This window comes from Klenkia terrae (assembly GCF_037083865.1).
GTDB lineage: Bacteria > Actinomycetota > Actinomycetes > Mycobacteriales > Geodermatophilaceae > Klenkia > Klenkia terrae.
The window spans coordinates 208,289-228,399 of sequence record NZ_JBAPLV010000003.1 but is presented as its reverse complement, the minus strand read 5'-3'; the positions used below and the strand labels follow the sequence as shown (position 1 = coordinate 228,399).

Annotated in this window: 17 protein-coding genes; 3 read left to right on the top strand and 14 right to left on the bottom strand. The window is 74.4% G+C overall.

Annotated elements, in window-relative coordinates; all coding sequences use genetic code 11:
• Nucleotides 1–27: 27 nt before the first annotated feature.
• The 8 genes from UXQ13_RS04915 to UXQ13_RS04880 form a co-directional block, all read right to left on the bottom strand.
• Nucleotides 28–684: a prepilin peptidase gene (locus tag UXQ13_RS04915; protein WP_225231866.1), complete on the bottom strand. Its 657-nt coding sequence runs from the start codon at nucleotides 682–684 to the stop codon at nucleotides 28–30.
• Between the two features lie 2 nt (nucleotides 685–686).
• Nucleotides 687–1,496: a shikimate dehydrogenase gene (locus UXQ13_RS04910; protein WP_225231867.1), complete on the bottom strand. Its 810-nt coding sequence runs from the start codon at nucleotides 1,494–1,496 to the stop codon at nucleotides 687–689.
• Nucleotides 1,489–3,255, bottom strand: a complete 1,767-nt coding sequence (gene mltG, locus UXQ13_RS04905; protein ID WP_336391875.1) for an endolytic transglycosylase MltG — start codon at nucleotides 3,253–3,255, stop codon at nucleotides 1,489–1,491. The genes UXQ13_RS04910 and mltG overlap by 8 nt, the downstream gene beginning before the upstream one ends.
• Before the next feature lie 4 nt (nucleotides 3,256–3,259).
• A complete protein-coding gene (gene ruvX, locus UXQ13_RS04900; RefSeq protein WP_225231869.1) occupies nucleotides 3,260–3,721 on the bottom strand; it encodes a Holliday junction resolvase RuvX in 462 nt (153 codons plus the stop codon).
• On the bottom strand, nucleotides 3,718–6,366 hold the full coding sequence (gene alaS, locus UXQ13_RS04895; RefSeq protein WP_225231870.1) for an alanine--tRNA ligase: 2,649 nt from the start codon (nucleotides 6,364–6,366) through the stop codon (nucleotides 3,718–3,720). Before alaS ends, ruvX begins: the two co-directional genes overlap by 4 nt.
• Before the next feature lie 54 nt (nucleotides 6,367–6,420).
• Nucleotides 6,421–6,726 (bottom strand): hypothetical protein, encoded by a 306-nt coding sequence (locus UXQ13_RS04890; protein ID WP_225231871.1) that lies wholly within the window; start codon nucleotides 6,724–6,726, stop codon nucleotides 6,421–6,423.
• Nucleotides 6,726–7,151, bottom strand: coding sequence for a DUF948 domain-containing protein (locus UXQ13_RS04885; RefSeq protein ID WP_225231872.1), 426 nt, complete (start codon nucleotides 7,149–7,151; stop codon nucleotides 6,726–6,728). Before UXQ13_RS04885 ends, UXQ13_RS04890 begins: the two co-directional genes overlap by 1 nt.
• Nucleotides 7,152–7,248: 97 nt before the next feature.
• Nucleotides 7,249–8,583 carry a replication-associated recombination protein A gene (locus tag UXQ13_RS04880; protein ID WP_225231873.1) on the bottom strand — a complete coding sequence of 445 codons (1,335 nt, stop codon included), beginning with the start codon at nucleotides 8,581–8,583 and terminating at the stop codon, nucleotides 7,249–7,251.
• A 63-nt stretch (nucleotides 8,584–8,646) separates the two neighbouring features.
• Here UXQ13_RS04880 and UXQ13_RS04875 point away from each other — a divergent pair, with 63 nt between their 5' ends.
• Both UXQ13_RS04875 and UXQ13_RS04870 read left to right on the top strand, forming a co-directional pair.
• Nucleotides 8,647–9,522 (top strand): aldo/keto reductase, encoded by an 876-nt coding sequence (locus tag UXQ13_RS04875; protein ID WP_225231874.1) that lies wholly within the window; start codon nucleotides 8,647–8,649, stop codon nucleotides 9,520–9,522.
• Between the two features lie 217 nt (nucleotides 9,523–9,739).
• Entirely contained in the window at nucleotides 9,740–10,609 is an 870-nt protein-coding gene (locus UXQ13_RS04870; protein ID WP_225231875.1) for a hypothetical protein, read from the top strand.
• A gap of 75 nt (nucleotides 10,610–10,684) precedes the next feature.
• Here UXQ13_RS04870 and UXQ13_RS04865 read toward each other — a convergent pair whose 3' ends face one another.
• Genes UXQ13_RS04865 through UXQ13_RS04845 form a run of 5 tightly spaced genes read right to left on the bottom strand, consistent with a single transcriptional unit; the run spans nucleotide 10,685 to nucleotide 16,535 of the window.
• Nucleotides 10,685–11,770, bottom strand: coding sequence for a pyridoxal-phosphate-dependent aminotransferase family protein (locus UXQ13_RS04865; RefSeq protein ID WP_225231876.1), 1,086 nt, complete (start codon nucleotides 11,768–11,770; stop codon nucleotides 10,685–10,687).
• A 36-nt stretch (nucleotides 11,771–11,806) separates the two neighbouring features.
• Nucleotides 11,807–13,555, bottom strand: coding sequence for an aspartate--tRNA ligase (gene aspS / locus UXQ13_RS04860; protein ID WP_225231877.1), 1,749 nt, complete (start codon nucleotides 13,553–13,555; stop codon nucleotides 11,807–11,809).
• Nucleotides 13,556–13,606: 51 nt separating this feature from the next.
• Complete coding sequence (locus UXQ13_RS04855; protein ID WP_225231878.1) at nucleotides 13,607–14,596, bottom strand: aldo/keto reductase; 990 nt, start codon at nucleotides 14,594–14,596, stop codon at nucleotides 13,607–13,609.
• Nucleotides 14,593–15,855, bottom strand: coding sequence for a histidine--tRNA ligase (hisS, locus tag UXQ13_RS04850; RefSeq protein WP_225231879.1), 1,263 nt, complete (start codon nucleotides 15,853–15,855; stop codon nucleotides 14,593–14,595). Before hisS ends, UXQ13_RS04855 begins: the two co-directional genes overlap by 4 nt.
• Nucleotides 15,852–16,535: an MBL fold metallo-hydrolase gene (locus UXQ13_RS04845; protein WP_225231880.1), complete on the bottom strand. Its 684-nt coding sequence runs from the start codon at nucleotides 16,533–16,535 to the stop codon at nucleotides 15,852–15,854. The genes hisS and UXQ13_RS04845 overlap by 4 nt, the downstream gene beginning before the upstream one ends.
• Before the next feature lie 79 nt (nucleotides 16,536–16,614).
• Between UXQ13_RS04845 and UXQ13_RS04840 the strand changes: the two genes are divergently transcribed.
• On the top strand, nucleotides 16,615–17,457 hold the full coding sequence (locus UXQ13_RS04840) for a peptidylprolyl isomerase (RefSeq protein ID WP_336391874.1): 843 nt from the start codon (nucleotides 16,615–16,617) through the stop codon (nucleotides 17,455–17,457).
• A 211-nt stretch (nucleotides 17,458–17,668) separates the two neighbouring features.
• On the opposite strand, the gene UXQ13_RS04835 is transcribed toward UXQ13_RS04840, so the two are convergent.
• Entirely contained in the window at nucleotides 17,669–20,098 is a 2,430-nt protein-coding gene (locus UXQ13_RS04835) for a RelA/SpoT family protein (RefSeq protein WP_225231882.1), read from the bottom strand.
• Nucleotides 20,099–20,111: the final 13 nt, after the last annotated feature.

Here is a 20,111-nt window from a genome sequence, read left to right as displayed (position 1 = left end):
TGTGCCAGCCGGGTCCGACAGCCCTGCTCAGACCGGCCCGGCCAGCGCGAGGGCGAGCCCGGCGCCGACCAGCAGGGGCGGCCCGAAGGGCACCGCGGACCGCCAGCCGGCCCGCCGCAGGGCCAGCAGCACGAGGCTGCCCACCGCGCCGAGCAGCAGGCCGAGGAACACCCCGGTGACCACCAGCGACCCGCCGTCCCGCCAGCCCAGCAGCAGCCCGAGCGGCGCCATCAGCTTGACGTCGCCGAACCCCAGCCCGGCGGGGGCGAGCAGCCGGGCCACGGCGGCGACCGCGAACGCGGCCGCGCCCAGCACCACGCCGTCCAGCGCGCGCTGCACCGTGCCCTCGACGGCGGCGTCGACCACGACCGAGGCCAGCAGCACGACCAACGCGGGGAGGGTGACCACGTCGGGCAGGCGGTGGCTGGCCAGGTCGACCCCGGCCAGGACGACGGCCGCCGCGGTCAGCCAGAGCACGCCGACCAGCAGCGGCCGTGGTCCGGTCAGCGCGGCGGCACCGGCCAGCAGCCCGGCGGTGAGGACGGCGGTGACCCCGACCCGGAGCCGCCCGGGCGCGGCGTCGGGCGTGCGGGTGGCGAACCGGACGGTGGCCCGGGCCAGCCACGGACCCAGTGCGGCACCCAGCAGGCCGGCGGCGAGGGGCAGCACGGTCGCGGGCAGCACGGTCAGCGGGGGACGGCGGCGTCCAGCGCGGCGCGCATGGCCTCGATCGGCGCCGGCCGGCCGGTGATCAGCTCGACCTGGACGGTCGCCTGCCAGAACAGCACGTCCAGGCCGTGCACCGTGGTGCCGCCGGCCTCGGTGACCGCGGCCGCCAGCGGGGTCGGCCAGCCGGCGTAGAGCACGTCGAGGACGGTCTGGCCGGGCTGCCAGTGCAGGCCGGCGACCGTGGTCTGGCCGTCGGCGGGCACGGTGCTCACCACGACCGGGGCGGCGACCTCGGGCGTCTGGGCGAAGGTGGCCACCCGGGCGGTGACGTCCAGGGCGTCCAGCACGGCGACGACCCCGGCCGCCCGGGCGGGGTCGCGGACCACGACGTCCACCGTCTGCGCACCCAGGCTGGCCAGGGCGACCGCGGCGGCGCTCGCCGTCCCGCCGGCGCCGAGGATCGCGGCGTGCTCGACCCGCTCCACCCCGCCCAGCTGGAGTGCCATGCCGACCCCGGTGACGTCGGTGTTCTCCGCGCGCCACCCACCGGGCACCCGGACCAGGGTGTTGGCCGCGCCGAGCAGCAGCGGCAGCGCGTCGTGCTCGGTCGCGGCCAGCAGCGCCGCCTGCTTGCAGGGCATGGTCACCGAGAAGCCGCGCCACTCCTCGTCGAGGCCGGCCAGCAGGACGGGGAGCTCCTCGGCGCCGATGTCCAGCGCCTCGTAGGTCCAGTCCTCGAGCCCGAGGGCGGCGTAGGCGGCCCGGTGCAGCACCGGGCTCAGCGAGTGCGCGATCGGGCGACCGAGGACGGCGGCCCGCTCAGTCACCCGGGTTCTCGCGCAGCCACTGCTGGAACAGCGCCACGTTGGCGGCGTGCTCCTCCGCGGTGACGGCGAACCGGGTCTCGCCGGTGTCCGGGTTGACCACCACGAAGTAGATCCAGTCACCCGGCGTGGGGTTGAGCACCGCCTGCAGGGCCTCCTCGCCGGGGCTGTCGATCGCCCCCGGCGGCAGGCCGGCGTACCGGTAGGTGTTGTACGGCGAGTCCGTCGCCCGGTCGTCCGAGGTCGTGGTGATGCCGGACTTGCCGGTCGCGTAGTTCACCGTGGTGTCGAACTGCAGCGGCATGCCGTCGGCGATCCGGTTGTCGATGACGGTGGCGACCATGGCCATGTCCTCGGTGGTGGCGGCCTCGGCCTGCACCAGGCTGGCCTCGGTCAGCACGCGGAGCCGGTCGGCCTCGGGGATCTGCAGCGAGTCGAACGTCTGCTCCGCCCGGGACACCATGCCGCTGAGCACCTGCACGGCGGTCTGGTCGGGCTCGATGTCGTAGGTGGCCGGGAACAGGTGGCCCTCGAGCATGCCGTTGGCCCACGCCGGCAGGCCCAGCGCGGCGGGGTCCGCGGCGGCGGCCTGCAGGTCGGCGAGCGGGATCTCGGAGTTGTCGGCGATCCGCTGCAGCACCGCGTCCACCCGCAGGCCCTCGGGCACGGTCACCCGGGCGAACAGGCGGGACGCGGGGTCCAGCAGCCGGTCCAGCGCCGCCTGCCCGCTCATCTGCAGCGCCATGCTGTATACCCCGGGCTGGATGCCGGCGGCGGCCGGGTTGGCCGAGGCGGCGTCCACGAACGGGCCGGAGGACGCGACGACGTCGGCGGACACCAGGGTGTTGCCGATCGCGGTGAGCGAGTCGCCGCTCTCCACCCGGATCTGCACCTCGCCGCTGCCGGAGCCGGTGTAGTCCGCGGCGGTCGGGTTGACCTTGTCGATCAGCCACTGGCCGCCGACCACGATGCCCACGACCAGGCCGGCCAGGACCAGCAGGGACAGCAGGATCGTCACCGGACGGCGCTTGCGGCGCGGTCCGCGGGACGCCGACCCGCCGCGGCCGCGCCGGCCCCGGCGACCCCGCTCGTCCTCGTCGTCGCCGCCGATGACCTCCAGGCCGCCGGTCTGGTCCCACGCCGGGTGCTCCCCGGTGGCCGGGTGCCGCTCGGCGACCGGGTGCTCGTCGGCGTAGGGGTGCTCGTCGGTGTAGGCGTGCTGGTCCGCGACCGGGTGCTCGTCGGTGTACGGGTGTCCGTCGGCGACCGGGTGCTCGTCGGTGTAGGCGTGCTCATCGGTGTACGGGTGCTCGTCGGTGACCGGGTGGTCGTCCCGGGCGGTGCCGGTGGCCACGGGGGCGTGCCGGTCGGTGGCGTCCTCGTCGTCCCAGCGGGCCAGCGGCTCGGGGGCGCGCACCGCGGGGCGCTCGCCGGTGGACCCGAGGACCAGGCCGGACAGGGCCGACACCGGGGGTCGCGGCAGCGGACCGCGGGCGGACGGGCGGGCGCCGGGCACCAGCGGGGTGCGCCGGGTGGCGTCGTCGTCGGGCTCGGCGGGGGCGGCGGGCCGCACCTCGCGGGCGGCCTCCTCGGCCGCCCGGCGCCGGGCCCGGCGACCGCTGGTCAGCGGACCGGTCGGGTCGTCGGTGACCACCGGGATCTCCCCGGTCTGCCACTCGCGCAGGATGTCCGCGGCGGGTCGGCCCTCGCCCTCGCCCTCGCCGCCGTGCCTGCGCCGTCGTCCGGTGCCCTCGTCGCTCACGCGGTCACCGACCGCCCGCTGTGCGGCTGCGATCCAGGTGGCTCTGCAGGATCACCACGGCGGCCTCCTGGTCGATCACGGAGCGCTGCCGACGGGCGTCGATGCCGCGCGCACGCAGGTGACTGGCTGCGGTCACGGTGGAGAGCCTTTCGTCGACGAGACGCACCGGGACGTCCCCGATCCGAGTGGCCAGTGAACCAGCGTAGGCGCCCGCATCGGCGGCAGAGGCCCCGGACGCACCCGAGAGGTGCCTCGGGTCCCCCACCACCACCTCCACCACCTCGTGTTCCACCACGAGCGCGGCCAACCGGTCGAGATCGGTGCCCTTGCCCGAGCGCCGCAGGGTCACCAGCGGCGAGGCCAGAAATCCGGTGGCGTCGGACATCGCCACGCCGACCCGGACGGTGCCGACGTCCACCCCGAGCCGCCGGCCGGGTACCCACACCGGCGGCTCCGGGGAGGTCACGCCTGCAGCGCCTGCTCGACGGCAGCCAGCGCGGCCGGGATGCCGGCCGGGTCGGTGCCACCGCCCTGGGCGACGTCGGCCTTGCCGCCGCCACGCCCACCCACCGGGCCGGCCGCGGCCTTGAGCAGGTCGTTGGCCGACAGCCCGCGCTCCTGGGCGACCGGGTTGACCGCGGCGACCAGCGCGACCTTGCCCTCGGACTCCGACGCCAGGACGACGGCGGCCGGCCGCTCGGTGCCCAGCCGGCCGCGGACGTCGAGCACGAGCCCGCGCAGGTCGCCGCCGGACAGGCCGGCCGGCGACCCGGTGACCAGCTGGACGCCGCCCACCTCGCGGGCCGCCGCGGCCAGGTCACCGGCGGCGGCGAGCGTCTGCGCGCCGCGCAGCTCGGCCAGCTCCCGCTCGGCCTCGCGCTGGCGGGCCAGCATGCCCGACACCCGCTCGACCAGGCCGTCCTGCGGGGTCTTGAGCAGGTCGGCGAGCTGGCGCACCAGGTCGCGCTCGCGGGCCAGGTAGCGGAAGCCCTCCAGGCTGACGACGGCCTCCACGCGGCGGGAGCCCGAGCCGACCGAGCTCTCGCCGGTCAGCGCCAGCGGGCCGATCTGCGCGCTGCCGCGGACGTGGGTGCCACCGCACAGCTCGCGGGACCACTCGCCGCCGATCTCGACGACGCGGACCTGCTCGCCGTAGGTCTCGCCGAACAGCGCCAGCGCGCCGAACTCGCGGGCCTCGGGCAGCGACATCCACAGCGCGCGGACCGCCTGGTCCTCCCGCACGGCGGCGTTGGCGACGTCCTCGATGTCGCTGCGCTGCTGCGCGGTCAGCGCCCCCTGCCAGGCGAAGTCCAGCCGGAGGTAGCCGGGGCGGTTGTAGGACCCGGCCTGCAGCGCCTGGGGGCCGAGCACCCGGCGCAGCGCCGCGTGCACCACGTGGGTGCCCGAGTGCGCCTGGCAGGCCGACCGGCGCCACTCCAGGTCGACCTCGGCGGCCAGCTCCACGCCACCGCGCAGCTCGCCCTCCAGCACCCGCACCTGGTGGGCCACCAGGCCCTTGACCGGGCGCTGCACGTCGACGACCTCGGCCCGGCCGCCGTCCCAGACCAGGTGCCCGGCGTCGGCCACCTGCCCGCCGGACTCGGCGTAGAAGGGCGTGGCGTCCAGGACGACGCGGGTCAGCTCGCCCGGGCCGGCGACGTCGGCGTCGCCGACCACGCCGAGCACCCGGCTCTCGGTGCGCAGCGTCTCGTAGGCCAGCCAGTCGGTCGGACCGTGCTGGGCCAGCAGCTCGGAGAACCGGGAGACGTCGACCCCGCCGGTGCGCTTGGACCGGGCGTCGGCCCGGGCGCGGTCCCGCTGCTCGGCCATGAGGGCGCGGAACCCCGCCTCGTCGACGGTGACGCCCTGCTCGGCGGCCATCTCCAGGGTCAGGTCGATCGGGAAGCCGTAGGTGTCGTGCAGCTGGAAGGCCTGCGCCCCGGGCAGCTGCGGGGTGCCGGCGTCCTTGAGCTGGGTGACCGCGGTGTCCAGCAGCGCGGTGCCGGCGACGAGGGTGCGCGCGAACGCCTCCTCCTCGGCGTAGGCGACCGAGCTGATCCGTTCGAAGTCGGTGGCCAGGTCGGGGTAGCTCGGGCTCATGGCGTCCCGGCTGACCGGCAGCAGGGTGGGCAGCACCGCGCCCTCCACCCCGAGCAGCCGCATCGAGCGGACCGCGCGGCGCAGCAGGCGGCGCAGGATGTAGCCGCGGCCCTCGTTGCCGGGCGTGACGCCATCGCCGATGATCATCAGCCCGGAGCGGACGTGGTCGGCGACCACCCGCAGCCGGACGTCGGTGTCGTGGTCGGCGCCGTAGGTGACCCCGGCGAGCTCGGCGGCCCTGCGCAGGACCGGGGCGACCTCGTCGATCTCGTACATGTTGTCCACGCCCTGCAGCAGGAACGCGACCCGCTCCAGGCCCATGCCGGTGTCGATGTTCTTGCGGGGCAGCTCGCCGAGGATCGGGAAGTCCTTGCCCTCCCCGTCGCCCCGCTCGAACTGCATGAAGACGAGGTTCCAGATCTCCAGGAACCGGTCACCGGTCGGGTCGTTCTCCGGCCCGCCGTCGGGGCCGTAGGCCGGCCCGCGGTCGTAGTGGATCTCCGAGCAGGGTCCGGCCGGGCCCGAGGCACCGGTGGACCAGTAGTTGTCGTCCATGCCCCGGCGCTGGATGCGCTCGGCCGGGACGTAGGCCTGCCACGCCTCGAACGCCTCGTCGTCGTCCAGGTAGACCGTCGGCCAGATGCGGTCGGCCGCCAGACCCAGCCCGCCGTCGTCCACGCTGCCGGTGACCAGCTCCCAGGCGAACCGGATGGCCTCGGCCTTGAAGTAGTCGCCGAAGGAGAAGTTGCCGTTCATCTGGAAGAACGTGCCGTGCCGCGTGGTCTTGCCGACCTCCTCGATGTCGAGGGTGCGCACGCACTTCTGCACGCTGGTGGCCCGCGGGTACGGGGCCGGCTCGCGACCGGTCAGGTACGGGATGAACGGCACCATGCCGGCGACGGTGAACAGCAGTGACGGGTCCGGGGACACCAGCGAGGCGCTGGCGACGACGGTGTGCCCGCGCGCCTCGAAGTGCTCCAGGAAACGACGGCGGATCTCGGCGGTCTGCATCTCAGCTCGTTCTCGGTCGGGCCCGGCGGGGCGCCCGGGGTGCGGTGGGGTGGGTCAGGAGTCGGCGGCGTGCGCGCCGCGGCGGGCGTTGATCGCGGCCTGGCCGCCGGCGGTGGCCTCGTCGCGGGTGGGGAGCGGGGCGTCCAGGCCGGTGCCCTCGCGCAGCTCGTCCTCGCGCGAGGCGGCCGCGGCCCGGACGTCGGCGCCGAAGTCGGCGATGGCGTCGCCCAGGTCGCGCAGGCCGTCGGCGAGCTGACCGGCGATCGACTGCGGGGTCAGCCGCTCGGCGGCGGCGGACATCTTGCGGACGACGAGCACGCCGATCGTGGCGCCCATGGCCAGCCAGAAGATGCGGCGCATCAGGCGGCCCGCCGTGCTGCCCGGCGAGCTCGGCGCTCGGCCTTCTGGTCACGCTGGCTGGAGGCGAGGGCCTGCCCCTCGCGCTTCTTGCTGACCGCGCTGCGCACGCCGTAGCTGAAGGCGGCGGCCTTGATCAGCGGGCTGCCCAGGGTGGCGGCGAACACGCTGGTCAGGGCTGCGACGTTGCTGGAGACGTTGGCGGCGTTGCCGGTGATGTCGTCGACCCGCTCCAGGTTGGCGTTCACGTGGGTGACCGTCGTGGAGGCCTGGCTGAGGATGGGCTGGCTCTGCTCGCGGACCTGGCGGATGGTCAGCGTGGTCTCGTCGAGCGTGCGGCCCAGCTTGAGCAGCGGCACGGCGAGCAGCACCACCAGCAGCACCAACGCGCCGGCGGCGACCAGCCCGGCGATCTCTCCTGCGGACACGTGGTGTCTCCCTGTACTCGTCGATGGGTGTTCGTCGATCGGTCTGCGGGCCCGGGTGTCTCCAGGCTCGGGTCACCCTAGCCGCGGGCCCCGACGGTCAGCGTCGGCGCCGGACGATCGCGCGCAGCTTGGCCAGCCGGGCGCCGATCGCGGCCTCGGCGCCGCGGCCGGTCGGGCGGTAGTAGTCCCGGCCCACCAGGGCGTCGGGTGGGTACTGCTGGGCCAGCACGCCGTCGGGGTGGTCGTGCGGGTAGCTGTAGGTCGACCCGTGGCCCAGCTTCTTCGCCCCGGCGTAGTGCGCGTCGCGCAGGCCCGGCGGCACCGGCCCGGCCAGCCCCGCCCGGACGTCGCCCACGGACTCCCCGATCGCCACGGTCAGCGCGTTGGACTTCGGCGCGGTCGCCAGGTGGACGGTGGCCTGGGCGAGGGCGAAGTGGCCCTCGGGCATGCCGATGAACGCCACCGCGTCGGCCGCGGCGACGGCCACCTGCAGGGCGGTCGGGTCGGCCATGCCGATGTCCTCGCTGGCGCTGATCACCAGCCGGCGGGCGATGAAGCGGGGGTCCTCCCCCGCCTCCACCATCCGGGCCAGGTAGTGCATCGCGGCGTCGACGTCGGACCCGCGGATGCTCTTGATCAGCGCGCTGGCGACGTCGTAGTGCTGGTCGCCCTGGCGGTCGTAGCGCACGGCGGCCTGGGCGACCGCGGTCTCCAGGGTGGCCAGGTCCAGCACGTCGACCCCGGCCGCCGTCGCCGCCCCGGCACCGGACTCCAGCGCGGTGAGCGCCTTGCGGGCATCGCCCCCGGCCACCCGCAGCAGGTGGTCCTCGGCGTCCTGCGCCAGCGTGATCGCGCCGGCCAGGCCGCGCTCGGAGGCGATCGCCCGGTGCAGCACCTCCCGGACGTCGTCGTCGGACAGCGACTGCAGGGCGAGCACCAGCGACCGGGACAGCAGCGGGCTGACCACCGAGAAGAACGGGTTCTCCGTGGTGGCGGCGATCAGGCTGACGATCCGGTCCTCCACCGCGGACAGCAGGGAGTCCTGCTGGGTCTTGGAGAACCGGTGCACCTCGTCGATGAAGAGCACCGTGCGCCGGTTGCCGTGCACCAGCTCGCTCTTGGCGGCCGCGATGACCGCGCGGACCTCCTTGACCCCGGCGTCCAGGGCCGACAGCTGCACGAACTTGCGCTTGGTGGCCAGCGAGATGACGTGCGCGAGGGTGGTCTTGCCGGTGCCCGGCGGGCCGTAGAGGACCAGCGACATGGGCTCGTCGGCCTCGACCAGGCGGCGCAGCGGGGCGCGCGGGCCGAGCAGGTGCTTCTGGCCGACCACCTCGTCCAGCGCGCGCGGGCGCATCCGGACGGCGAGCGGGGACCCGGGGTCCACGACGGTCGACCGTTCCTCCGGGTCGGGGTCGAACAGCGTGCTCACGGTTCGACGCTACCTGCGTGGGCAGTCACACCCGACGGATCTCCAGACCGAGAGGACCCCCTCGTGCAGCACCGCACCATCGGCAACGACGTCGTCGGCCGGGTCACCGTGTCGGCCATCGGCCTGGGCGCCATGCCCCTGTCCATCACCCCCCAGCGCCCGTCGGCGGAGGCGGCCGAGGCCGTCGTCCACGCGGCGCTGGACGCCGGGGTCACCCTCATCGACACCGCGGACGCCTACTGCCTCGACGACACCGAGGTGGGCCACAACGAGCGCACGGTGGCGGCCGCCGTCCGGTCGTGGGGCGGGACGGACGACGTCCTCATCGCGACCAAGGGCGGGCACACCCGGCCCGGCGGCACCGAGTGGGGCCTGGACGGCTCACCTGAGTACCTGGAGCGGGCGTGCGACGCCTCGCTGCAGGCCCTCGGCGTGGACGCCATCGGGCTCTACCAGTTCCACCGGCCCGACCCGCAGACCCCGTGGGCGGACTCGATGGGCGCGCTCAAGGACCTCTACGACGCCGGCAAGGTGCGGATGGTCGGGGTGTCCAACGCCGACATCGGCCAGATCGACGAGGCCCGGGCCATCTGCGGCGACGCCTTCGTCAGCGTGCAGAACCAGTTCTCCCCCGGCTACCGCTCGTCGGCCGGCGAGCTGGCGCACTGCGCGGCCAACGGCATCGCCTGGTTCCCCTGGAGCCCGTTCGGCGGGATGGGCGACGCCGGCTCGCTGGCGACCACCGCCGCCGAGTTCGGCGCGGTCGCCGAGGAGCTGGGTGTCTCGGTGTACCAGGTGACGCTGGCCTGGCACCTCGCCCAGGCCGACGTGGTCATCCCCATCCCCGGCGCGAGCAAGCCGCGGAGCATCCAGGACTCGGCCGCCGCCACCCACGTGCAGCTGACCGCCGAGCACCTGGCCAGGCTGAACAACGCCTGACCCCGCCCCCGCCCGGCGGAGTTGATCATCGTCAGCTGCAGGTCGGACACGCCGTCCCCCGGCGCGCCCTGGCTGCACCTGACGATGATCAACTCCCTGGGGGTTGGCCTAGCAGGCTGCACGGCCGGGCGTTCGTGGGCGTGCACATCAGGGGGTGTTGTCCACCGGTCGCCCGACCGGCCTCCACGGATGTCTGCGGCGGTCCACGGTCGCCGGCATGGACGTCCCCCGGGTGCTGACCTCCGCCGCAGCGACCGCCGCCGGTGCCGGCCGGGGTCGGCGGCAGGGCGCCGACTGGCTGCACCTGGCGCACGACCGCTGGGTCCAGCTCGACGACGCGCTCGACGGCAGGGAGCAGCTCGCGCTGCTCGCCCAGGGACTGCCGGACGACGCCGCCTTCAGCCACCTCACCGCCGCGCACCTGCTGGGCGCCCACGTCGACCTGCCGGCGCGGCCCACCGTCGCGCTCACCCCGCGCCGCGTGCTCCCCCAGCGGGCCGAGGTGGTCACCCGGATCCGCACGCTGGCCCACGAGGACGTCGTCGAGCGCGACGGGATGCGGGTGACCAGCGGAGCGCAGACCTTCCTGGACTGCGCTGCCGTGATGTCCGCCGACGAGCTGTGCGCCGTCGGCGACGCGCTGCTGCGCTCGGGAGCCGTGACCGCCGAGGAGCTGGCCGACCGCCTGGCCCGGGCCGGGCGGGCCCGCGGCGTGGTCCGGGCCCGGGCGGTGGCGCCGCACCTGGACGCCCGGGCGATGTCCCGGCCGGAGAGCCAGATCCGCTGGTGGCTGGTCGACAGCGACCTGCCGCCGGTCCAGCCGCAGGTGCCCGTCCGCGACCGGTGGGGCACGGTCGTCGCCCACGGCGACCTCGGGTGGGAGGAGTGGCGCGTGCTGGAGGAGTACGAGGGACGCCAGCACGCCGAGCGCGACCAGTTCGAGCGGGACGTCGACCGGTACTCGCTGATGGCCGCCGACGGCTACCTGCTGCTGCGCTTCGCCGCCCGGCACCGCAACGCCCGCACGGTCGTGGACCGCAGCCGCCGTGCGCTGCTCACCCGCGGCTGGCGCCCACCCCGTCGTTGATCATCGCCTCGTGCAGGTGGGACACGCCGTCGGAGGGCGTGTCCCACCTGCAGCTGACGATGATCAACAGGCCCCTCAGGCGAGGACGGCGTCCAGGGCGGCCAGGACGAGGGCGACCGAGTCCGGGCGGGCGTTGTGGCCCATCAGGCCGATCCGCCAGACGGTGGCGGCGAACTCGCCGACGCCGCCGCCGATCTCGATGCCGTACTCGTCCAGCAGGCGCTTGCGCACGGCGGCGGAGTCGACGCCGTCGGGCACCCACACGGTGGTCAGCTCCGGCAGCCGGTGGCCGGCCGCGGCGAACAGCCGCATGCCGCGGGCCTCGAGGCCGGACTGCAGCGCAGCACCGGCGGCGGCGTGCCGGGCGTGGACGGCGTCCAGGCCCTCCTCGAGCACCCGGCCCAGGCCGGCGTGCAGCGAGACGACCATGCCGGTCGGCGCGGTGTGGTGGTAGGTCCGCCCACCCGAGCCGCCGGCCTCGCCGGCGTACCCGCCGAGCAGACCGAGGTCGAGGTACCAGGACTGCGGCCGGGTGATCCGCCGCTCCCACGCCCGGTCGCTGATGGTGAACGGCGCCAGGCCGGGCGCGACGCCCAGGCACTTCTGCGAGCCCGAGTAGGCGATGTCCACGCCCCACTCGTCCAGGGCGACCGGGATGCCGCCCAGCGACGTCACGCAGTCGGCGACCAGCAGCGCATCGCCCTTGCCGGCGCCCAGCGCGGCCATGTCGGACTCCACGCCGGTGGAGGTCTCGGCGTGCACCGCGGCGATGACCTTGGGCGAGGGGTGCGCGGCCAGCACCCGGTCGGCGTCGACCGGCTGCCCCCACTCGTGGTCGACGGTGACCACCTCGGCGCCGGTGCGGGAGGCGACCTCGGCCATCCGTTGGCCGAAGAGCCCGTTGACCGCGACGACGGCGACGTCGCCGGGGCCCAGCGTGTTGACGAACGCCGCCTCCATGCCCGCGGACCCGGTGGCCGACAGCGGCAGCGTGCGCCGGTTCTGCGTGCCGAAGACGGTGCGCAGACGGTCGGACGTCTCGTCCAGCACCTGGAGGAAGAGCGGGTCGAGGTGACCCAGCAGCGGCTGCCCGAGGGCGACCGTCGCCTCCGGGTAGGGGTTGCAGGGTCCGGGTCCGAGCAGGGTGCGGGCGCGCAGCATGTGAGCCACGCTACCCAGCACCCCTGGACGTCCGGGTCAGGCCTCCGCGGCGGCCGGCTTCGCGGGGGGCTCGACCCAGTCGATGCCGGCCTCCTTGCGCTGCGCGTCGCTGATCGGCGTCGGGGCACCGGTCAGCGGGTCGTAGCCGGCCCCGGTCTTCGGGAAGGCGATGACCTCGCGGATGGAGTCCACGCCGGCCAGCAGCGCGGTCAGCCGGTCCCAGCCCAGCGCGGCGCCGGCGTGCGGCGGCGGGCCGTAGGCGAAGGCCTCCAGGAAGAACCCGAACCGGTCGCGGGCCTCCTCGCGGGACATGCCGAGGGTCTCGAACACCCGCTCCTGCAGCGCGGCGTCGTGGATGCGGACCGAGCCGGACATGCACTCGTTGCCGTTGATCACCAGGTCGTAGGCGTCGGACAGCGCCGCACCCTTGTCGTCGGCGAACCGCTCCCGCCACTCCGGGGTGGGCGAGGTGAAGGGGTGGTGCATGAAGGTCCACCCCCCCTCCTCGGTCTCCTCGAACATCGGGAAGTCCACGACGAACAGGAACGACCAGGACCCGGGCTCGATGAGCTCCAGCCGCTTGGCGATCTCGTTGCGGGCGGCGCCCAGCAGCTCCTGGGAGGTCCGGCGCTGGCCGGCGGCGAAGAAGATGCAGTCGCCGGGCTTCGCGCCCACGGCCTCGACCAGGCCGGCCCGCTCGGTGTCGGAGATGTTCTTGGTGACCGGGCCGCCCAGCGTGCCGTCCTCGGCGACGGTGACGTAGGCCAGGCCCTTGGCCCCGCGCGAGCGGGCCCAGTCCTGCCAGGCGTCGAACGTGCGGCGGGGCTGCGAGCCACCGCCGGGCATGACGACGGCGCCGACGTAGGGCGACTGGAACACCCGGAACGGGGTGTCGGCGAAGAACTCGGTCAGCTCGGTGAGCTCGAGGCCGAACCGCAGGTCGGGCTTGTCGGACCCGAAGCGGTCCATCGCCTCGCGGTAGGTCATCCGCGGGATCTCGCCGACGTCGTGGGCGGCGAGCTCCTTCCACAGCGCGGTGACCACGGAGGAGGCCACGTCCAGGACGTCGTCCCGGTCGACGAAGCTCATCTCGAAGTCCAGCTGGGTGAACTCCGGCTGCCGGTCGGCGCGGAAGTCCTCGTCCCGGAAGCACCGGGCGATCTGGTAGTACCGCTCGAGCCCGCCGATCATCAGCAGCTGCTTGAACAGCTGCGGCGACTGCGGCAGCGCGTACCAGGAGCCGGGCTGCAGGCGCACCGGGACGACGAAGTCGCGGGCGCCCTCGGGGGTGGAGCGGGTCAGCGACGGCGTCTCGACCTCGGTGAACCCCTTGCCGGCCATGACGCCGCGGGCCACCCGGTTGATCTCGCTGCGCAGCTTCATGACCGATGCCGGGCCCTGCCGCCGCAGGTCGAGGTAGCGGTAGGTGTAGCGGACGTCGTCCCCGGCGGCCTGCGCGGTCTCGATCGGGAACGGCAGCGGCGCCGACGTCGACAGCACCTGCAGGGTCGAGGCGACGACCTCGATCTCGCCCGAGGGCAGCTCCGGGTTCTCGTTGCCGTCCGGGCGGGCCTGCACCTGCCCGGTCACCAGCACGCAGAACTCGTTGCGCAGCGCGTGCGCGTCGGACTCCCGGACGACGACCTGGGCGTAGCCGGAGCCGTCGCGCAGGTCCAGGAAGACCACCCCGCCGTGGTCGCGGCGGCGGGCGATCCAGCCGGCGAGGGTGACGGTGGTGCCGGCGTCGGCAGCGCGGAGGGTGCCGGCGTCGTGGGTGCGGAGCACGGGAGTGCCTTTCGGGGCGGCGGGGTGGGACAGGACGCAGAGAGGTGGGACCTACCAGCGGGCGTGCACGTGGGCGCGGATGCGCTCGTCGTACACCCGCTCGAGGTCGGCGAGCTGGCCGTCGGTCAGCGGGGCGAGCGAGGCGGCGGCGACGTTGCCGAGCACCTGCTCGACGTTGCGCGCCCCGGGGATGACGCTGGTGACGCCGGGCTGGTCGATCACCCAGCGCAGCGCGAACGCCGCGGTGGTGGCCCCCTCGGGGGCGATCGCGGCGACCTCGCGGGCGGCGGCCAGGCCGACGTCGTAGGGCACGCCGGAGAACGTCTCGCCGACGTCGAAGGCCTCGCCGTTGCGGTTGAAGTTGCGGTGGTCGTCGGCGGCGAACGTCGTCGACTCGTCGTACTTGCCGGTCAGCAGACCGCTGGCCAGCGGCACCCGGGCCAGGATGCCGACGCCGGCGCGGGCCGCGGCGGGCAGCAGCTGCTCCAGCGGCTTGCGCCGGAAGACGTTGAGGATCACCTGGATGGACTGCACGCCCTCGTGCTGGAGCGCGGTCAGGCCCTCCTCGACCGTCTCGACCGAGACGCCGTAGGCAGCGATCGAGCCGTCGGCGACGAACCCGTCGAGGGTGTCGTAGACCCGCTGGTCGGAGTAGACGGCCGGGGGCGGGCAGTGCAGCTGGACCAGGTCGAGGGTGTCCACGCCCAGGTTGCGGCGGGACCGGTCGACCCAGGCCCGCAGGTTCTCCGGCGTGTAGGTGGCGGCCTCGAACGGGTCCGCGCGGCGGCCGGCCTTGGTGGCCACGAACGGGCGGTCCGACCGGGGTGCCAGGGCCTGCCGGATCCGCTCCTCGGAGCGGCCGTCGCCGTACACGTCGGCGGTGTCCAGCAGGGTGACGCCGGCGTCGAGGGCGGCGTCCAGGACCTCGGCGGCGCCCTCGGAGCTGACGTCGCCCCAGTCCCCGCCGAGCTGCCAGGTCCCAAGACCCACGACGGACACATCGGCACCGGTACGACCCAGGGGGCGCTGCTCCATGCTCATGCCCCCACCGTCGCACGCACCCGGTCGACCAGCTCGCCCAGGGGCACGGCCACCTGCTCGCCGGTGGCCATCGTCTTCAGCTGCGCGACGCCGTCGGCCAGGTCCCGGTCCCCGACCACGACGACCTGGGCCGCACCCGATCGGTCGGCGGCCTTCATGGCGCCCTTGAGCCCGCGGTCGCCGTACACGGTGTCGGCGGACACCCCGGCGGCGCGCAGCTGGCCCACCCACCGGACGGCGAGCTTCTTCGCCTCGGCGCCCAGCGGCACCACGAAGGCCTGCACGCCGGACTCGACGGCGATGTCCAGGCCCTCGGCCTGCACCGCGAGGATGGTGCGGTCGACCCCGACGGCGTAGCCGATGCCCGACACGTCGGGCCCGCCCAGCGCGGCGGACAGCCCGTCGTACCGGCCGCCGCCGCCGATCCCGGACTGGGAGCCCAGGCCGCCGTGCACGAACTCGAAGGTGGTCTTCGTGTAGTAGTCCAGCCCGCGGACCAGCCGGGGCGCCTCGACCCAGGCCACGCCGAGGTCGGCCAGGTGCTGCCGGACGGCGTCGTAGTGCGCCTTCGTGGCGTCGGAGAGGTGGTCGACCATCAGTGGGGCGTCGACCAGCTGGGCCTGCACCTCGGGGCGCTTGTCGTCCAGCACCCGCAGCGGGTTGATCCCCGCCCGGCGCCGGGTGTCCTCGTCGAGGTCCAGCTTGGCCAGGAACGCCGTCAGCAGCTCGCGGTACTGCGGCCGGCAGGTGCTGTCGCCCAGCGACGTCAGCTGGAGCTCGTACCCGGTGAGGCCCAGGTCGCGGTAGCCCTGGTCGGCCAGGGCGACCACCTCGGCGTCCAGCGCCGGGTCGTCGATGCCCAGGGCCTCGACGTCGACCTGGGTGAAGTGCCGGTAGCGGCCGGCCTGCGGGCGCTCGTAGCGGAACGCCGAGCCCACGCTCCACAGCTTCACCGGCAGCGGGCCGGAGTAGAGGCGGTGCTCGATGAAGGACCGCATCAGCCCGGCGGTCAGCTCGGGCCGCAGGGTCAGCGAGCGGCCGCCCTTGTCGGTGAAGGTGTACATCTCCTTGCTGACGACGTCGGTGGACTCCCCCACGCCGCGGGCGAACACCGCGGTGTCCTCGAAGACCGGGGTCTCCACGTAGCCGTAGCCGGCCCGGCGCAGCGGCGCGGTCAGCGTCTCGCGGACGGCGAGGAACCGCGCGGAGTCCGGGGGCAGGACGTCGAAGGTGCCCTTCGGGGCGACGAGGTCGCTCACAGCCCGCGGCCCTTCGGCGCGGCCGAGGCCTCGGCCAGGTAGGGGTTCGTGGCCCGCTCGCGCCCGATCGTGGTGGCCGGGCCGTGCCCGGGGAGGACGACGGTGGCGTCGTCCAGCGGCAGGACGACGTCGCGCAGCGAGCCCAGCATCGACTCCCACGACCCGCCGGGCAGGTCGACCCGGCCGACCGACCCGGCGAACAGCACGTCGCCGGCCAGCAGACCCGGGGAGTCGTCGAGGTCCAGGGAGAACATCACCGAGCCCTGGGTGTGGCCCGGGGCGTGCCGGACGGTGAGGTCGACGCCGGCCAGCGACAGGGTGGCGCCGTCGTCCAGGGCGAGCACGTCGGCCGGGTCGGGCAGCCGCACCCCGGAGATCAACGGGGCCAGGGCCGGGCCGTGCCAGCGCGCGGGGTCCGAGAGCATCCCGGAGTCGGCGGGGTGCAGGTAGGCCGGGATGCCGTACCCGTCGCAGACCGGCAGGACCGAGAACGTGTGGTCGAGGTGGCCGTGGGTCAGCACGACGGCGACCGGCTTCAGGCCGTCGGCGGCGAGCATCTCCGCGAGGGGCTCGACGGCCTCCATGCCGGGGTCGACGACGACGCACTCCGACCGCGGGCCGGACGCCACGGCGTAGCAGTTGGTGCCGAACGCGCCGGCGGGGAAGGAGCGGATGAGCACCTGCGCAGGGTACGTGCCACCCCCGACACGACCGGCGTCACAGCAGACCGCCAGGAAGGGTTGCCTAGACTCGGCACCCGTGGTCAGCAACAAGCAGCGCCGTCAGAACGCCCAACGTCACCTGCAGCGGCAGCTGGAGCGGCGGGCGGCCCAGCAGCGTCGCCGTCGGCGCAACGTCCTGATCGGGGTCACCGTCGCCGCCGTCGTGGTGGTCGTCGGTGCCGCCCTGCTGGTCACCGGCCTGGGCGGGGACGACGACAGCTCCACCGCCTCGGCCAGCTCGAGCGCGGCCACCTCCGCCCCGGCCGCCCCCACCCCCGGCCCGGGCGCCGAGCGGGCCGGCCAGACCACCACCGCCGGGGCGTGCACCTACACCTACGACGCGCAGGGCAGCTCCGGCACCTTCGCCGTCGACGCGCCCACCGGTGACCTGCCCACCGGCACCCAGGCCGAGACGATCTCGACCAGCGCCGGCGACATCGGCATCACGCTGGACTACACCGGCCCCGGCGCCTGCGCCGCGGACAGCTTCGCCACGCTGGCCTCGCAGAGCTTCTTCGACTCGACGCTGTGCCACCGGCTGACCACCTCCGACGGCCTGAAGGTGCTGCAGTGCGGCGACCCGTCGGCGACCGGCTCCGGTGGCCCCGGGTACTCGTTCCCGACCGCCGTGGCCGGCTCGGAGACCTACGGCCGCGGCGTGCTGGCGATGGCCAACGCCGGTGACGGCACCGACGGCAGCCAGTTCTTCCTGGTCTACGGCGACAGCCAGCTCGACCCGGCCTACACCGTCTTCGGCACCATCGACGAGGCCGGCCTCGGCGTCCTCGACCAGGTCGCCGCGCTCGGCACCGCCGACGGCAGCCAGGACGGCCAGCCCGCCACCGCGGTGACGATCGCCGGAGTGACCCCCGCCGGCTGAGCTCATCGCGATCCTCCGGATCGCACCGCGGCCGTCCCGACGACGGGAGGGCGCCGAGGAACGAGGCGTCCTCCCCGAGGAGGGACTCGTCCCCGTCCCGCCGACGGTCAGGGGCCGAGGCACGAGCGCCCCTGACCCGAGGCGGGAGCAGCGTCGCTCGTCGCCCCCGGGGCACGGCTCCTGGCCGCGGTGCGATCCGGAGGATCGCAATTCACGCCGTGACGCGCTCCACGTCGAAGACGCCTTCCACGTTGCGCACCGTCTGCAGCACCGCGCCGAGGTGGGCCGGGTCGGCCAGCTCGAAGGTGAACCGGCTGATGGCCACCCGGTCGCGGCTGGTCTGCACCGACGCCGAGAGGATGTTGACCCGCTCGTCGGCCAGGGCCTTCGTGACGTCGGAGAGCAGCCGGTGCCGGTCGAGGGCCTCGACCTGGATGGCGACCAGGAACACCGCGCCGGGCTGCGCGGCCCAGGCCACCTCGACCAGCCGCTCGGGCTTGCGCTGCAGGTCGTCGGCGTTGGTGCAGTCGGTGCGGTGCACGCTGACGCCGCCGCCGCGGGTGACGAAGCCCAGGATGTCGTCGCCGGGCACCGGGGTGCAGCACTTGGCGAGCTTGGCCCACACGTCGGTGCGGCCGGTGACCTCGATGCCGGGGTCGCCGCTGGCGGTGCGGGCCACCGAGCGGCGGGTGGGGATGGCGGTCTCGGCGATGTCCTCCGCGGCGCCCTCGGAGCCGCCCAGGGCGACCAGCAGCTTCTCCACGACCGAGGACGCCGAGAGGTGGTTCTCCCCCACCGCGGCGTAGAGCGCGCTGACGTCGGCGTGGTGCAGGTCAGCGGCCAGCGTGCTGAGCGCGTCGCCGCCCATGAGCCGCTGCAGCGGCAGGCCGGCCTTGCGCATCGCCTTGGTGAGCGCGTCCTTGCCGGCGTCGACGGCGTCCTCGCGGCGCTCCTTGGTGAACCACTGCCGGATCTTGGTGCGCGCCCGGGAGGACCCGACGAACTCCAGCCAGTCGCGGCTGGGGCCGGCGGTGGGCGACCGGGAGGTGAAGACCTCGACGACGTCGCCGTTGGCGAGCTTGCTGTCCAGGGACACCAGCGAGCCGTTGACCCGGGCGCCGATGCAGCGGTAGCCGACCTCGGTGTGCACCGCGAAGGCGAAGTCCACCGGCGTGGACTGCTCGGGCAGGCTGATCACGTCGCCCTTGGGCGTGAAGACGAAGACCTCCTGCGGGCCCAGGTCGTAGCGCAGGGTCTCCAGGAACTCGCCGGGCTCCTGCGCCTCGCGCTGCCAGTCCAGCAGCTGGCGCAGCCACAGCATGTCGTCGCCGGTGGACCCGGGCTTCATCGGCGTGACCGGGCCGCCGCCGCGCGCCTTCTCCTTGTACTTCCAGTGCGCGGCGATGCCGTACTCGGCCGTGCGGTGCATGTCGTGGGTGCGGATCTGCAGCTCGACCGGCTTGCCCTGCGGGCCGATCACCGTCGTGTGCAGCGACTGGTACATGTTGAACTTCGGCATGGCCACGAAGTCCTTGAAGCGGCCGGGGACCGGCTGCCAGTGGGCGTGCATGATCCCCAGCGCCGCGTAGACGTCGCGGACGGAGTCCACCAGGATCCGGATGCCGACGAGGTCCCAGATGTCGGTGAAGTCACGGCCGCGGACGATCATCTTCTGGTAGATCGAGTAGTAGTGCTTGGGCCGGCCGGTGACGGCGGCCTCGACCTTGGCTGCCTTGAGCTGCTCGGTGACCGCGCTGGTCACCTCGGACAGGTAGGTGTCCCGGGACGGCGCCCGCTCGGCGACCAGCCGCACGATCTCGTCGTAGCGCTTGGGGTACAGCGTGGCGAACGCGAGGTCCTCCAGCTCCCACTTGATGGTGTTCATGCCCAGCCGGTGGGCCAGCGGCGCGAGGATCTCCAGCGTCTCGCGGGCCTTCTTCTCCTGCTTCTCCGGCGGGAGGAAGCGCAGGGTGCGCATGTTGTGCAGCCGGTCGGCCAGCTTGATGACCAGCACCCGGGGGTCCTTGGCCATCGCCACGATCATCTTGCGGATGGTCTCGGCCTGGGCGCCGTCCCCGAAGCTGACCTTGTCGATCTTGGTGACGCCGTCGACGAGGTGGGCCACCTCGGGCCCGAAGTCCGCGGTGATGGTGTCCAGGGCGACCCCGGTGTCCTCCACCGTGTCGTGCAGCAGCGCGGCCACCAGCGTGGTGGTGTCCATGCCCAGCCCGGCCAGCACCGTGGCCACCGCGAGCGGGTGGGTGATGTAGGGGTCGCCGGACTTGCGCTTCTGGCTGGCGTGCGCGGCCTCGGCCACGTCGTAGGCCCGCTGCAGCAGGGCCAGGTCGGCCTTGGGGTGGCTGGAGCGGTGCAGGGCCGCCAACGGCTCCAGGACGGGCCGGACGACGGTCGAGCGCTGGCCGGCGACGATCCGGCGGGCCAGCCGGTCGCGGACCCGCCGACGCGGGACCGACTCCAGCGCGGTGCCCTCGTCGACGACCTCGAGCGGGGCGTCGCTCGGGACGTCGGTCGGCCGGGCGTCGGGCAGCTGCACGGCCGGCCGGTCGGGCAGCGCGGCCCGCGGCGTCGGGTCGGCCGGTGCAGCCCCGGACGCGGCAGGGGAAGCCACCTCGGATGCCATGGCCACTCCTGGG